The organism is Streptomyces sp. Xyl84, from assembly GCF_059731885.1.
Window position 1 is genome coordinate 6879215 of the sequence record NZ_AP029182.1, and the last position, 13591, is coordinate 6892805.

13 protein-coding genes are annotated in these 13591 nt (G+C 73.5%); 8 read left to right on the top strand and 5 right to left on the bottom strand.

Annotation, left to right across the window (positions count from 1 at the left end; translation table 11 throughout):
• Positions 1–115: 115 nt before the first annotated feature.
• Positions 116–712 carry a TetR/AcrR family transcriptional regulator gene (locus tag AC6I72_RS29995; RefSeq protein ID WP_498004264.1) on the top strand — a complete coding sequence of 199 codons (597 nt, stop codon included), beginning with the start codon at positions 116–118 and terminating at the stop codon, positions 710–712.
• A gap of 154 nt (positions 713–866) precedes the next feature.
• Here the strand turns inward: AC6I72_RS29995 and AC6I72_RS30000 are convergent, their stop codons facing one another.
• Positions 867–1787 carry a CAP domain-containing protein gene (locus AC6I72_RS30000; protein WP_498004266.1) on the bottom strand — a complete coding sequence of 307 codons (921 nt, stop codon included), beginning with the start codon at positions 1785–1787 and terminating at the stop codon, positions 867–869.
• A gap of 694 nt (positions 1788–2481) precedes the next feature.
• On the opposite strand from AC6I72_RS30000, the gene AC6I72_RS30005 reads away from it, so the two are divergent.
• From AC6I72_RS30005 to AC6I72_RS30025, 5 genes are all read left to right on the top strand, one after another.
• A complete protein-coding gene (locus AC6I72_RS30005) occupies positions 2482–2865 on the top strand; it encodes a VOC family protein (RefSeq protein ID WP_366727310.1) in 384 nt (127 codons plus the stop codon).
• Between the two features lie 437 nt (positions 2866–3302).
• Positions 3303–4058, top strand: coding sequence for a (5-formylfuran-3-yl)methyl phosphate synthase (locus AC6I72_RS30010; RefSeq protein WP_498004267.1), 756 nt, complete (start codon positions 3303–3305; stop codon positions 4056–4058).
• Positions 4059–4064: 6 nt separating this feature from the next.
• Positions 4065–5468: an aldehyde dehydrogenase family protein gene (locus AC6I72_RS30015; protein ID WP_498004268.1), complete on the top strand. Its 1404-nt coding sequence runs from the start codon at positions 4065–4067 to the stop codon at positions 5466–5468.
• Positions 5469–5470: 2 nt separating this feature from the next.
• A complete protein-coding gene (locus AC6I72_RS30020; RefSeq protein ID WP_498004269.1) occupies positions 5471–6574 on the top strand; it encodes an NAD(P)-dependent alcohol dehydrogenase in 1104 nt (367 codons plus the stop codon).
• A gap of 52 nt (positions 6575–6626) precedes the next feature.
• Positions 6627–7532: a class I SAM-dependent methyltransferase gene (locus AC6I72_RS30025; protein WP_498004270.1), complete on the top strand. Its 906-nt coding sequence runs from the start codon at positions 6627–6629 to the stop codon at positions 7530–7532.
• Between the two features lie 81 nt (positions 7533–7613).
• Here AC6I72_RS30025 and AC6I72_RS30030 read toward each other — a convergent pair whose 3' ends face one another.
• A complete protein-coding gene (locus tag AC6I72_RS30030; RefSeq protein ID WP_498004271.1) occupies positions 7614–8348 on the bottom strand; it encodes a S1 family peptidase in 735 nt (244 codons plus the stop codon).
• 475 nt (positions 8349–8823) lie between these two features.
• Positions 8824–9606, bottom strand: coding sequence for an SDR family NAD(P)-dependent oxidoreductase (locus AC6I72_RS30035; protein WP_498004272.1), 783 nt, complete (start codon positions 9604–9606; stop codon positions 8824–8826).
• A gap of 86 nt (positions 9607–9692) precedes the next feature.
• Between AC6I72_RS30035 and AC6I72_RS30040 the strand changes: the two genes are divergently transcribed.
• Entirely contained in the window at positions 9693–10550 is an 858-nt protein-coding gene (locus tag AC6I72_RS30040) for a helix-turn-helix transcriptional regulator (RefSeq protein ID WP_498004273.1), read from the top strand.
• Between the two features lie 76 nt (positions 10551–10626).
• Here the strand turns inward: AC6I72_RS30040 and AC6I72_RS30045 are convergent, their stop codons facing one another.
• Entirely contained in the window at positions 10627–11499 is an 873-nt protein-coding gene (locus AC6I72_RS30045) for an HD domain-containing protein (protein ID WP_498004274.1), read from the bottom strand.
• 121 nt (positions 11500–11620) lie between these two features.
• Positions 11621–12259 carry a ScbR family autoregulator-binding transcription factor gene (locus tag AC6I72_RS30050; protein ID WP_498004275.1) on the bottom strand — a complete coding sequence of 213 codons (639 nt, stop codon included), beginning with the start codon at positions 12257–12259 and terminating at the stop codon, positions 11621–11623.
• 110 nt (positions 12260–12369) lie between these two features.
• Between AC6I72_RS30050 and AC6I72_RS30055 the strand changes: the two genes are divergently transcribed.
• Entirely contained in the window at positions 12370–13326 is a 957-nt protein-coding gene (locus AC6I72_RS30055; protein WP_498004276.1) for a ScbA/BarX family gamma-butyrolactone biosynthesis protein, read from the top strand.
• The last annotated feature ends 265 nt before the right edge of the window (positions 13327–13591 follow it).

Here is a 13591-nt window from a genome sequence, read left to right on the forward strand (position 1 = left end):
TGCGACGGGCGGACGGCGGCGGTCTGCTACCGTCCGACACAAGCGGAGCCGACTCCGCTTGTGCGTCACCGTAAGCGGAGTCAGCTCCGGATAGCAAGCCGAGAGGAAGAACCGCATGCCTGATCCGTCCGGCCGTCCCGTCCGGGCCGACGCGCGGGCCAACGAGGACAGGTTGCTCGCCGCCGCCGCCCTGGCGTTCGCGCGGGACGGTGCCGCAGCGACCCTGAAGCAGATCGCCAAGGACGCGGGTGTGGGGATCGGCACCCTCTACCGGCGCTTCCCGACCCGTGAGCAGCTCGTCGACGCCACCTACCGCTACGAGACGGCCCGGCTGTGCGCCCGGACCTCGCCGCTCCTGCGCGACCTGCCGGCCGACCGGGCGCTGCGGGCATGGATGTCCGAGGTGCTGGACTACCTGGCCGCCAAGCACGGCATGGCGGAGACGCTCAAGACACTCCTGCGGGACGACGAACGGCTGGGTTCGCACACGCGCGCGCAACTGACGGACGCCGTCGAGGAGTTCCGCCTCGCCGCCGTCGGCCAGGGAGCGGTCCGCGAGGACGTGTCCGCCTCCGACATCCTCATGGCCCTGGCCGGTGTCACCCTCGCGGCCGGGGACGCCCACCAGCGCGCACAGGCCGAGCGGCTGCTCGACCTGCTCATGGACGGCATCACCCGCGCCGACCGGTGGCGCGCGGGGGCCGGGTCCTGACGGGACGTCGCAGCCGGACGCGCATCACGCGGTCGACGCCGTGCGCGCCGAGTGCGGCGCCTGACCGCCGGGGGCGGGGCACCCGGCCGGCCGGGCCGCGGCGGTCGCCCGGCCCGGCCCTCCCCGGCCCGCGCGGCCGGCGGGCGGGCGCCGTTCAGCGGCTGGTCGCGAAGTCCTGCGTCCAGTAGGCGCCGGGCTGGGCCAGGCCGACACCGATCTCCTTGAACGAACAGTTGAGGATGTTGGCCTTGTGGCCGGGGCTCGCCATCCAGGCCGCCATCACCTGTTCCGGGGTGGAGTACCCGTAGGCGACGTTCTCGCCGTACGTGCTCCAGGCGTAGCCCGCCGCGGTGATGCGGTCGCCGGGGGCGGACCCGTCGGAGCCGGTGTGCGACATGTTCTGGTGCGCCGCCATGTCCTCGCTGTGCGCCTGGGCGGCCGCGGCCAGCGTCGGGTCGGCGGTCAGCGCCGAGCAACCGGCCTTCGCCCGCTCGGCGTTGACGAGTTCCAGGACCTGGGCGGCGACAGCGGTGGGCGCCGACGTACCGGTCTGCGGGCCGGCGGAGGCGGCCGGGGGAGCGCCGGCGGGTGTGGTGGCGGGCGACGGGGCGGCTTCCGGTGCGGAGGAGGCCGTGGTGGGGGCGGTGGAGGCCGCGGTGGGGGTCGTGGAGGCCGCGGTCGGGGCCGCGGACGTGGTGCTCCTGTGCGGAGTGCCGGGGGAGAGGGGTTTGCCGGACCGTACCGCTGTCTTCCGCGGGCGCGGTGAAGCGGTGTCCGTCGCGCTGCTGTGGCCGGCCGGGGTCGCGGTGTGCCGGGAGGCACCACGCTTGTGGGCGGTCGCGGTCGGCGTCGCCGCAGGAGTCGTCCCGCCGCCCCGCGTACCGCTCCCGGAGTCGTCCCACGCGCTGGGGTTCCACTGGACCTCGGCCGTCCTGTTCGCGACGTGCCGCGACGGGTGTGTTCCGCTGCCCGGCCAGCCGCAGGCCAGTGCGGCGGACGGGACGCCGACGGCTCCGGCGGCGACGGCGGCGATGGCTATTCGCCGGTACTGCTGATGCTTGCGATGCTTGCCCATGCGTGACCTCACTCGGTGGTCGCCGAGCGCCTTCGACCGGGCGGCTCTTCGGGAGTCCGCCCCTGAACTGCGGCGATGTCTGTGGGACGTCATCTTGGGACGACGGTGAGCGGCGACGCAAAGGTCTTGGCTACTACCCCGGCTCGTAGATCGGCGCGGTCCTTGCGGAGCCGAAGGGGATCATGCTGATCACGTCGTCCTTCCCGGTGCGCGCGCCTGGCCCGGCGTCAGGAGCCCCTCCCACGCAGGAGAAGAAAGAGGAGGGCTGAGGAGCGGTCAGCGCCCCTGGCGACCGCGCCGAGCACCCGCACCAAGCCGGACAAGTCCCCCATGTCGCCAGAGCGTCCACTACTATCGCGAGGGCGTAGTAGCGGAATGCCTTGTGACTGATGTCACGTACCGGTGGCCGGCCGCAGGGGTGTGGGGAACATCCGGTACCTGGAGGCGATGCGCGGACGCAGCCGTGGCAACCGAGCCGCAGCCGAGGGGAGTTGAGGGCGGGTGCTCGATGCCGGGTGGGACCCGCCAAGCACTCCGGGCGCTGTCGCCCTGGCTGTCCTTGACCGCTGACCGGCACCACGGGCGGCCCGCCGGCCGTGGCCGTCGCAGCCCCGCCCGGGCCAGTGACGGCGACGGTCCAACGCCCGTGAAACGGGGGCGTGTTCACCTCCGGTGGCCGAGTACGCTGGCGGGCATGGCATGCCGCATCAGTGAACTGGTTCTCGACTGCGCCGATCCCGAGCGGCTCGCCGCGTTCTGGAGCGAGGTCCTCGGTTACGTCGAACTCGGCCGTGAGGAGGACGGGAGCATCGAGATCGGGCCGCCCGGCGCCGGCTTCGGCGGTCCGCAGCCCACCCTCGTCCTCAGCCCCGGTGGCGCCCCCCGGCCCGGGAAGCTCCCGCTGCACATCGACGTCAACGCCACCGACCGCGACCAGGACGCCGAGCTGGAGCGGTTGCTCGCCCTGGGCGCCAGGCCCGCCGACGTCGGCCAGAGCGGCACCGAGAACTGGCACGTCCTGGCCGACCCGGAAGGCAACGAGTTCTGCCTCCTGCACACCCGGCTCAAGCCCCTCTGACCGGACCTCTCCCCCCGCGACGACCGGTGGGCGGTGCCGCCCCTGCCGGTGCCCCCTCCTGAGTTCCCCACCTACCGCGCCCTCGACGATCTGGTCGGTGTCCCGGCCGTAGCGGGGCGGCGACCGTTCCAGGTCGGTGACTTCCTACGGGCCGGTGCCCCCTTGCGAGCCAGCGGGCAGGAGCGCCCGGACCGGTCCGGCCGGCAGCAGCGCCGGGACCGCTTCGTCGCCGGCCGAGGCAGGTGGCAGTACCGGCCGGTGGCCGGTTCCTGCCGGTGCGCACGGCGCACTGCGAGCGCCGGGGGGCGCCCCGAGAGGACTCCGCGCGCCCTACCGGTGCCCACGGGCGCGGGAAATGATGAGCACACCGCACGGGAACCGGACGAGCCGCACAGCCGAGCCCCGGCCGGCCGGACCCGCGGTGGAAGGAGTCCACGTTGTTGCTTCTCATCTCCCCGGACAGTGTCGAGGAAGCCCTCGACTGCGCGAAGGCGGCGGAGCACCTCGACATCGTCGATGTCAAAAAGCCCGACGAGGGCTCGCTGGGCGCCAACTTCCCGTGGGTCATCAGGGAGATCCGCGACGCGGTCCCCGCGGACAAGCCGGTGTCCGCGACCGTCGGGGACGTCCCGTACAAGCCCGGCACGGTGGCCCAGGCCGCGCTCGGCGCCGTCGTCTCGGGAGCCACGTACATCAAGGTCGGGCTCTACGGCTGCACGACGCCCGACCAGGCCGTCGAGGTCATGCGCGGGGTCGTCCGGGCGGTGAAGGACCACCGGCCGGAGGCGCTCGTCGTCGCCTCGGGCTACGCGGACGCCCACCGGATCGGCTGCGTCAACCCGCTCGCGCTGCCCGACATCGCCCGCCGCTCCGGTGCCGACGCGGCCATGCTCGACACCGCCGTCAAGGACGGCACGCGGCTGTTCGACCACGTCCCGCCGGACGTCTGCGCCGAGTTCGTCCGGCTGGCCCACGCGTCCGGTCTGCTCGCCGCCCTCGCGGGCAGCGTCAAGCAGGCGGACCTCGGCCCGCTGACCCGGATCGGCACCGACATCGTCGGAGTGCGCGGCGCTGTCTGCGAAGGCGGCGACCGCACCGCCGGGAGGATCCGGCCCCACCTGGTGGCCGCCTTCCGGGCGGAGATGGACCGGCAGGCCCGGGAGCACGAGGCCGCCGTCACCCCGGCGAACTGACCCGGTATGCCGACCTCTGAGCGCCGCCCTCCGCCCGGTGCCCCGGGCGCGTCATTCGCCGTCGTCGACCCGGCCACGGGTGAGGTCTTCGACGAGGCTCCCGACCAGCGGCCGCAGGAACTGGACGCCGTCGTCGAACGGGCGCACCGGGCCTGGCTCGGCTGGCGGGACGAGCCCGCCGCCCGCGCCACCGCGTTGCGCGCGGCGGCCGACGCCGTGGAGGCTGCCGGTGCCGGACTGGCCCGGCTGCTCACCGGGGAACAGGGCAAGCCCCTGGCCGAGTCGTCCGCGGAGATCGCCCGCACCGCCGCCCGCCTGCGCTACTTCGCCGAAACGGCAGCGGAACCCCAGCGGATCGACGACGGCCGGCCGGTGCACAGCGAGATCCGCTGGCGGCCGCTCGGGCCCGTCGCCGCCATCGTGCCGTGGAACTTCCCCCTCCAGCTCGCGGCGGCCAAGTTCGCGCCCGCGCTCGCCGCGGGGAACACGATGGTGCTCAAGCCCTCTCCGTTCACGCCCCTCGCCACCCGGCTGCTGGGCTCCGTCCTCGCCGAGGCCCTGCCGAAGGACGTACTGACCATCGTCACCGGCCGCGAACCCCTCGGTGCCCGGCTGGCGTCCCACCCGGGAATCCGCCACGTCACGTTCACCGGCTCGGTGCCCACCGGCCGGGCCGTCGCGGAGGGCGCCGCGGCCTCGCTCGCCCGGGTCACCCTGGAACTGGGCGGCAACGACGCGGCGCTCCTCCTGGAGGACGTCGACGTGGAGCGGATCGCCGACAAGCTGTTCTGGGCCGCCTTCCGCAACTGCGGGCAGGTCTGCATGGCCGTCAAGCGCGTCTACGCCCCGGCCCGGCTCTGCACCGAGGTGGTGGAGGCCCTCGCCCAGCGCGCGAAGTCCGTCACCGTCGGCCCCGGCCTCGACCCGGACACACAGCTGGGTCCGGTCAACAACGCCCCCCAGCTGGCACGGGTGGAGGCCTACACGGGAAAGGCGCTGGCGGACGGCGCCCGCGCCGCGGCGGGCGGCCACCGGCCCGAGGGGCCGGGCTACTTCTTCGCTCCGACGATCCTCGCCGACGTGCCGCCCACCAGCCCCGTGGTGACGCAGGAGCAGTTCGGTCCGGTGCTGCCGGTGCTGCCCTACCGGAGCCTCGACGAGGCCGTCGAGGCGGCCAACGGCACCGGTTTCGGGCTGGGCGGCTCGGTGTGGGGCACCGACCTCGACCGGGCCGAGGCCGTGGCCGGCCGTCTGGAGTGCGGGACGGCATGGATCAACCACCACGCCGAACTCTCCCTCGCCCAGCCCTTCGCGGGCGCCAAGGACAGCGGCGTCGGCGTCGCGGGCGGGCCGTGGGGGCTCTACGGGAACCTCCGGCCGTTCGTCGTGCACCGCCCGCGGGAGGCGTGACCATGAGATTCGACGCGGCCGTACTGCGGTCGTACGAGAGTCCGTTCGAGGTCGAGGAGGTGGTCCTGCGGGAAGGCCCGGCGGACGACGAGATCCTGGTCGAGATCGCGGGCTGCGGGATGTGCCGCACCGACCTCGCCGTCCGGCGCTCGGCCGGCCGCAGCCCGCTGCCGGCGGTCCTCGGGCACGAGGGCGCCGGGATCGTGGTGCGGACGGGCGGTCCGGACAGCGCACTGAGCGTCGGCGACCACGTCGTGCTGAGTTTCGACTCCTGCGGACACTGCCGCAACTGCCGGGCCGCCGCCCCCGCCTACTGCGACTCCTTCGCCTCCCTCAACCTCTTCGGAGGACGCGAGCAGGACCCGCCGCGGCTCACCGACGGGGCCGGTGGAGCACTGGCCCCCCGCTGGTTCGGCCAGTCCTCGTTCGCCGAGTACGCCCTCGTCCCGGCCCGCAACGCCGTCTGGGTCGACCCCGCCCTGCCCGTCGAGCTGCTCGGACCGCTCGGCTGCGGCTTCCTCACCGGCGCGGGAGCGGTGCTGAACGTCTTCGGCATCGGCCCCGGTGACACCCTCGCCGTCTACGGCGCCGGAGCGGTGGGCCTGGCCTCGGTGATGGCGGCCACCGCCGCCGGCGCGTTCACCGTGGCCGTCGACCGGCATCCCGGACGGCTCGCCCTCGCCGAGCGGTTCGGTGCTGTCCCGCTGTCCGCCGCGTCGGCCGGGCTGCCCGACCGCATCCGGCGGCTGACCGACGGCGGCGCGCAGTACGCGCTGGACACCACGGCCTCCGCCGCCCTGATCAACGAAGCCCTCCGGGCGCTGCGCCCCACCGGCCGCCTCGGCCTGGTGGCGCGGCTGCACACCGCGCTGCCGCTCGAACCGGGGACGCTGGACCGGGGCCGCGGCATCGTGCACATCTGCGAGGGGGACGCCGTGCCGGGGCTGCTGATCCCCCGCCTGACCGGGCTGTGGCAGGCCGGGCGGTTCCCCTTCGACCAGTTGATCCGCACCTACCCACTCGCCGACATCAACGAGGCCGAACGCGACTGCGAGGCAGGCCGCGTGGTCAAACCCGTCCTGATCCCGCACGGAAGAAGCCGGTGAACGGCCATCCCGGGCAGCAGAGGGGCTCTCCACTCTCGTCAACGGAGGAAACATGGTCGGTACGGCGCCGCAGAACACCGGCGAGGACGGCGTGGACGCAGGGGTGGGTCTGACGGCCCTCCTGGTCGCCGCGGCACGGGCGATCGAGACCTGCCGTCCCGACAGCCTGGCACGGGACGTCTACGCCGAGCACTTCGTGCGCGCCGCACCGGCGTGCGCGGCCTGGCCGGTGCGCATGCACCAGGTACCGGACGGGGACGGGAACCCGCTGTGGGGGCGCTTCGCCCGGTACTTCGGTCTGCGCACGAGGGTCCTCGACGACTTCCTCCTCGACTCGGTCCGCGCCGGTGCCCGCCAAGTCGTCCTGTTCGGAGCGGGGCTGGACACGCGCGCCTTCCGGCTGGACTGGCCGCCCGACTGCGTGGTCTACGAGATCGACCGGGAAGGCGTGCTGGAGTTCAAGCACAAGGTGCTCGCCGAGGTGTCGGCCGCCCCGAAGGCGGTGCGCGTGACGGTGCCGGCCGACCTGCGGGACGGCTGGGTCACGGCGCTGACCGACGCGGGCTTCGACACGGCCGCACCCAGTGCCTGGCTGGCCGAGGGACTGCTCTTCTACCTGCCGAGCGCCGCCGAGACGTACCTCATCGACATGGTGGACCGGCTGAGCACCCCGGGCAGCGCCCTGGCGTACGAGGTCAAACTCGAGAAGGACCTGCTGGAGTACCGCGACAGCCCGCTCTACACGGCGACGCGGCAGCAGATCGGCATCGACCTGCTCCGCCTCTTCGACCTGGGCCCCCGGCCCGACTCCGCGGGTGATCTGGCGGGCAGGGGCTGGTCCACGTCCGTCCACACCCCCTTCGAGTTCACCCACCGGCACGGACGCGGCCCGCTCCCCGAGCAGAACGACGCGCTGGAGGGCAACCGGTGGGTGTTCGCGCACAAGACCCGGCCGTGACACCCGCCGGGCCGGGGAGGAGACCGGTTTCCGGACCGCACCCGGCGCAGGCCGCCCGCCCCGCCGGTCACAAGGCGGCGGCTAACGCCTGGTGACCGACCGGATCCAGGCCAGCTGCCGGGAGACCTCCCCGGCCTCGGCGATCTCCTCCCGGTCGGAGCCGGCGAAGACGCCGAGGAGGGTTTCGCTGCCGCGGGGGCCGGCGCTCATCACCGGCCCACCGGAGTCGCCCCCGGCGGGAATGCCGGACACCTTCTCCATGCAGAAGTCCGGACCACCCGGGGCGGTGAAGCCGTCGCAGCGCGGGTCGTCGGGCCGTACGACCCGAAGGACCGACTGCTTGAGCACGGGGGACTGGCAGGTGTTCTCGTCCCCGGTGCAGGTGGCTCCCCACCCGTACTGCCGCACCACCTGCCCCCGGCGGACCCCGGCGGTGGCCAGGCGTGCCGCGCGGACCTTCATCGGCGGAACCTTGATCAGCATCATGTCGGCGTGCGCACTGCCCACGCGCCTGCCGGGCAGCGGTCGGACCGTGGTCCCCTTGCGCATGTCGAGGCTGCCGACCCGGAACGAGATCCGCTTGTCGGCGACCGGCTGTGCCTGCTCGAAGAAGCAGTGCGAGGCGCTGATGATCCACTGCGGTGTGATCGCCGTCCCGGTGCACACCGGTGTGCCGTCGACGAGCATGCGCACCGCCCACGGGCCGTAGCCGCTCCTCGACCCGCCGATGACGGCACCGGCCGGCGCGGACACCGCCACCGAGCCTGCCACCAGCACCAAGACCATCGACAGCAGCACCTGAACTCGACGTACCATCAGGAACATCCCCTCTCACCGGCGCACGGCCCGTACGCGTGGTGAGATGCCCTGCGGGGCCGGGACGTTCCGCTTCGCGCACCGAAGAACCCGGACGGGCGCCGGGTGGTCCGGGGCCGCCGGCGCGGACGGGGAGGTCAGTGGCATCCCCTGCGTCCTCCCATGAGTTCTTCAGGCTCGGCGGCCGCTGGAGCCCGAGGCAGTGGATGCCGTCATGCACCGCACAGGCTGGATGCGCAGGGCGCGGGCACGCCCCGGCCTCGGCGTCATCGGCTTCCGCCCCGAGCCGGCCCACGGGGCGGACGGATGCCCGTGCGGTCGGACCCCGGCCTTCGAGGGCCCGGGCAGCCGGGCCGGCCGCACTGGCCGTACCCGGACGGCGTGCTCGCGGACCCGTGCCGAGCGGCCGGGGAGGCGGACGCCGCCGCCCGTCGCCGGGCCGCCGTCGCCGCGCCCGCCCCGGGCGGCGGCCGGCTCAGGCGCCGGCGCCGCCGTCCACCGGCACGATCGCTCCGGTGACCATCGACGCCCGGTCGCTGAGCAGCCAGGCGGCGGCCTCGGCGACCTCACGGGGCCGGGCCATCCGGCCCAGCGGGATGCTCGCGGTGATGTGTTCGACGACGCCCGGTGACGCCGCCTCCCACGCGTCGATCATCGCCGTCGCGGTGCCGCCGGGAGTGATGCCGTTCACCCGGATGCCCCGAGGGCCCCAGGTCACGGCGGCGGTCTCGGTGATGCTGTTGAGCGCGCGCTTCATCGCGCCGTACGCGGGGAGCCGGGGGTTCGCGCGGCGGCTGCCGATGCTCGACGTGTTGACGATCGCCCCGCCGTCGCCCCGGCTCATGAGCGCGGCCTCCGCCGTCATCGCGGTCCAGTGCCCGCGGAAGTTCACCGCGAACTGCTCCTCGATGTCGTCGTCGTCCGTCGTGTCCAGCGGGCCGGGCGGCTGGAGCGCCGCGCCGTTGTTGAACGCCCCGTCGAGCCGCCCGTGCAGTTCCCCGACGCGGTCGACCGCCGCACGGATGCTCGCCCGGTCGGCGAGGTCCAGCGTCACCGCGTCCGCGACGCCGCCGTCGGCGCGGATCTCGTGGACGAGGCGCCGCAGGGCGTCGGTGGTGCGGGCGGCGAGTACGACCGCGGCCCCCTCGGAGGAGAAGAGCCGGGCCGCGGCGGCCCCGATACCGCGGCTGGCGCCGGTGATGAACACCACCTTGCCGGTGAGCAGGCCGATGGGTGCGTTGTCCCTGTCGTTCGTCATGAGGGCAGTCTCACGAGGCTCCCCGAGCGGATACAGGCACAGGCGGTACCAGGATCCGGCGTCGCGCGTCGTGCAGACTTCCGCGTATGGACAAGCAGGAACTGGGAGCCTTCCTCCGCAGCCGCCGTGAGCGCCTGCGACCGGAGGACGTGGGTCTTCCCTCGGGGCCGCGCCGCCGCACACCGGGTCTGCGCCGCGAGGAGGTGGCGGTCCTCGCGCACATCTCCACGGAGTACTACGTCCGCCTCGAGCAGGGCAGGGCGCCACGCCCTTCGGGTGAGGTTCTGGCGGGGATCGCGGGCGCGCTGCGGCTCACCGACGCCGAGTCCGGCCACCTCCACGTCCTCGCGGGCACCGTGCCGAGCCGGACCGGACTGCACCGGCGCGACGTCCGCCCGAGCATCCTCGCGCTCCTGCAACGGCTCCCGCACACCGCCGCTTTCGTGACGTCCGCCGTCTTCGAGGTGCTCGCGTGGAACGATCTCGCGGCTGCCCTCATGGAGGACTTCGCGCCGCTCGCCCCCGAGGACCGCAACCTGGCGCGCCGGGCGTTCGCCGGGCCGGCGCGCATCGGGGCGGAGCTGTACGGGATTTCCGACGCCGCGGAGTTCCGGCACCATGTGGTGACGGAGCTGCGGTCCGCCTGCGCCCGGTACCCGTCGGACCCCGCGGTGACCGGTCTCGTCGCCGAACTGCGCGACATCAGCCCCGATTTCGCGCGCCGCTGGGAGCGGCACGACGTGCAGGCCGCGCCGATGCTCACCAAGACGTTCCGCCATCCGGCCGTCGGAGAGGTCACCGTGGACTGCGACGTGCTCGCGCTGACGGACCGCGACCAGCATCTCGTGCTGTACACCGCGCCGCCCGGATCCCGTGACGCCGAGGCACTGGCCCTCCTGAACGTCCTGGGAGCCGAGTGCCTCGGTGCGGGCGGATCCCTCTGAGGACGCCCGGCCCCCACCCAACGGCCATACGCAGCAAGGGAGTTCGGCAGGACGTCCTCGACAACTGGGCGCGGCCCTACTCCGCGAAGGGCGCGCCCAGCACCAGGTCCTCCACGGTGGGCACCGGGAAGCCGGGGATGTGGCGGCGGCCGACCTCGGCGAAGGGGTGCATCAGGACCGACATGGGCTTGGTGCGGCACAGCGACAGCATGGTGCTGACCGCGTCCTGCTTGAAGCCGTCCCTGGGGAACGCGTCGAGTATCTCCTCCAGAGTGCCGGAGGGGATCTTCTGCAGGTCGTTCCCGGCGAAGTCGAGCCCGGACCCGACGGATACCATGGCGATCTCCGGCCTCTTGCGCGTCGCGATGCCCGCGTTGGTGTGCAGGGCGATCGCGTCCCAGACGACCTCCACGCGCCAGGCCGGCATGCGCTGCTCCCGCAGGAAGCGCCGGGCGGCGTCGGCGCCGTCGACCTCGAAGCGCTCGGACGGGGACCGGTACGCCTCGACCAGCCCCAGGTCGTGGAGGACCGCGGCGACGAAGGCGAGTTCACGGTCGTAGGAAACACCGCGCTGGTCGAAGAGGACACAGGCGTAGAGATACGTCCGCATGACGTGGTTGAAGAGGGTCGGGGAGGAGGCGCTCTGCGCGAACGCCGCGGCCTTCTGGGCCACTTCGCTGCCTGGGATGCGGATCCCCGCCACCGTCCGGGGGAGTGATCCGGCGTCCTGCGGGGTGCCACGGCCGCCCGGCGCCGAAGCCGGCCGCGAAGCCGCCGCGGCCGGCGGAGCGGACACCGCGGTGGCGAACGCGGACGTCAGACCGATCGCGGCGAACCCGATCCCGGCCCCCACGCCACGCCCCAACGCGGTGCGCCGGGAGACGTTGTTCCCTTCGTCTTCCCTGCCGTTGTCTCCGTCGCGCTTTTCCGTGTTGTTCTCGTCAGACATGTGAAAGGCCTTCTCATCGGCGGTCGGGCAGCTGATGCGAAAAGCCTAGGGAGGGCGTCGGACGGCCGACAGAGGCGAAAATGCCGAGAACCCCCTGATTCTCGCCAGATGCGGCCGTCCCTCACGGGGTCAGGGACACGGAGTCGTCCCTGACCCGGGCCAGCAGGGCGTCGGGGGCCGGGACGGCTTGCAGGCCAGGAAGGAGCAGGTGCCACAGGGCGGTCAGACGGTCCTCGATCAGGCGCCGCTCGTCGAGCGCGTCGGACACCGTGTGCACGCCGAAGAAGGCGGAGACCAGGGTCGCGGCGTCCCGGCCCGGGTCGGCCCCGGGGGCGAGCGTTCCTTCCGCACGGGCGTCGGTGAGCAGGCGTTCCACCGTGGCGATCCAGCCGACGAAGGGAGGGGGCATCTCCACGTCGATCGACCGGCGTTCGGCCCACAGGCGCGCGCCGGCGCGCACCAGGACGTCGTCACGGAACGCCCGTGCGACCGCGAAGCTGAGGCGCACGAGGTTCTCCAGCGCGGGCGCGCCCGCTGTCTCGTTGCGGGCGATCAGGACGGGCCAGGTGGCGAAGTGCGCCTCGACCACCGCACGCGCCAGTTTCTCCTTGCCGGCGTAATGGAAATAGATGGCGCCGCTGGTCCGCGCGGAGCGTTCGCTGATGTCGGCGATACTGGTCGCCGCGTACCCCCGTTCGAAGAACAGGTGCGCGGCTGCCTGCAATACCGCCCTGCGGGTGTCTTCCGCCCGTTCGTGCACGCGTGTTCCTTGCCCTTGGGGGAGATCGCGAGGGGGAATATAGCCCATTCGCAGGAATGCCGGGAAGGCCCGACGTGCACACCGCGCAATTGTCTTATTAGCATTCCGTCATGGGCTCCGGGCACAGTTCGCGCGCGCCGCGTGTCTCGGACGGGCCACAGGACTGCGGCGCCGGTGAGACGTGCCTGACGCCGTCCAGCTGGTCCCGTACCGTCCCCCGCGAACTCGTCCACCGCGTCTCGGTGGCCGAGGTGCTGCTGACCGATGTACGGCCCTGCGGCCGCCGTGCCTTCTGCGCCGCCGCGGTGTGGCCGCGTTCGCACCCGACCTTCCCCCGCCGGCCCGACGGCAGGCACAGCCCGTGGATGGTCGTCGAGACCGTGCGCCAGCTCGGCCTCTACGTCCCCCGGCGCCACTTCGGCGTCCCCGCCACCGACAGGTCCCTGATCGACGACGTCTCCTACCGGATCGACCCGGCCCGTGAACCGCGAGCGCCCCACGGCGCCACGGAGATCACGTGCCGGGTCACCGTCACCGACCTGGTCGAGGAACCCGGCTCCGGGCGGGTGGCGGGGATGCGGCTGCGCGCCGACTTCCTCACCGGGCGGCAGGTGTTCGCGCGTGCGGAGGGCGGGGCGCGGTTCCTGACGGCCGAACGGTACGCCGCCGTCCGCCGGTCCCCGGCCCCCGGTCCGGCCCGGTCCGCCACCGGCCGCCCGCGGCCCCAGCCGGCCCTGCTCGGCACCGCTTCGGAGGCGGACGCCCTCATCGCGCTGCACGACGGCGCCCTCGTGGTGGACCCCGCCGACACCCACCATCCGTTCCTGTTCGACCACGAGACGGACCACGTCCCCGGGATGGCCCTGCTGGAGGCGGCACGGCAGGCCGTCGCCCTGCGCAGCGGCGGGCGCCTGACCCGGCCGGTCGGCGGGCGGATGACCGCCTCACGGTTCACCGAACACACCCCGCCGGCCGTCGTGCAGGGCACCGTCCACGGCCGGGTCGCGGTCTTCCGCTTCCGTCAGAACGGCACGGTGACGGCCAGGGGCGTGCTCAGTTACCCGTGAGACGTCACCCACATGTGCGTATTGCACCGGCACACTCCTACCGGCGAGCCGACCGAGCGTAACGTTCATTATGTTTCCGGATGCGGAGACAGGGCGGCGCTCTCCCACCGCGCCGTCCTCCCGCCCGTCGCGGCCGCCGGCCGGCTGCGACCAGCCCGGCTTCGCGCTGTCGCCCGGCGAAGCCCCGCGGCAGCCGGGCCCGGGCCGCGCACGGGCGCCTCACCCCCCACCCATCCCGATGGCACCCACGCCAAGAACGGCGAAG

Excerpts from the sequence above, each read along its gene's own strand:
- AC6I72_RS29995 (WP_498004264.1), top strand. The coding sequence starts at position 116 with ATGCCTGATCCGTCCGGCCGTCCCGTCCGGGCCGACGCGCGGGCCAAC.
- AC6I72_RS30000 (WP_498004266.1), bottom strand. The coding sequence starts at position 1,787 with ATGGGCAAGCATCGCAAGCATCAGCAGTACCGGCGAATAGCCATCGCC.
- AC6I72_RS30005 (WP_366727310.1), top strand. The coding sequence starts at position 2,482 with ATGGCATGCCGCATCAGTGAACTGGTTCTCGACTGCGCCGATCCCGAG.
- AC6I72_RS30015 (WP_498004268.1), top strand. The coding sequence starts at position 4,065 with ATGCCGACCTCTGAGCGCCGCCCTCCGCCCGGTGCCCCGGGCGCGTCA.
- AC6I72_RS30020 (WP_498004269.1), top strand. The coding sequence starts at position 5,471 with ATGAGATTCGACGCGGCCGTACTGCGGTCGTACGAGAGTCCGTTCGAG.
- AC6I72_RS30025 (WP_498004270.1), top strand. The coding sequence starts at position 6,627 with ATGGTCGGTACGGCGCCGCAGAACACCGGCGAGGACGGCGTGGACGCA.
- AC6I72_RS30030 (WP_498004271.1), bottom strand. The coding sequence starts at position 8,348 with ATGGTACGTCGAGTTCAGGTGCTGCTGTCGATGGTCTTGGTGCTGGTG.
- AC6I72_RS30035 (WP_498004272.1), bottom strand. The coding sequence starts at position 9,606 with ATGACGAACGACAGGGACAACGCACCCATCGGCCTGCTCACCGGCAAG.
- AC6I72_RS30040 (WP_498004273.1), top strand. The coding sequence starts at position 9,693 with ATGGACAAGCAGGAACTGGGAGCCTTCCTCCGCAGCCGCCGTGAGCGC.
- AC6I72_RS30045 (WP_498004274.1), bottom strand. The coding sequence starts at position 11,499 with ATGTCTGACGAGAACAACACGGAAAAGCGCGACGGAGACAACGGCAGG.
- AC6I72_RS30055 (WP_498004276.1), top strand. The coding sequence starts at position 12,370 with ATGGGCTCCGGGCACAGTTCGCGCGCGCCGCGTGTCTCGGACGGGCCA.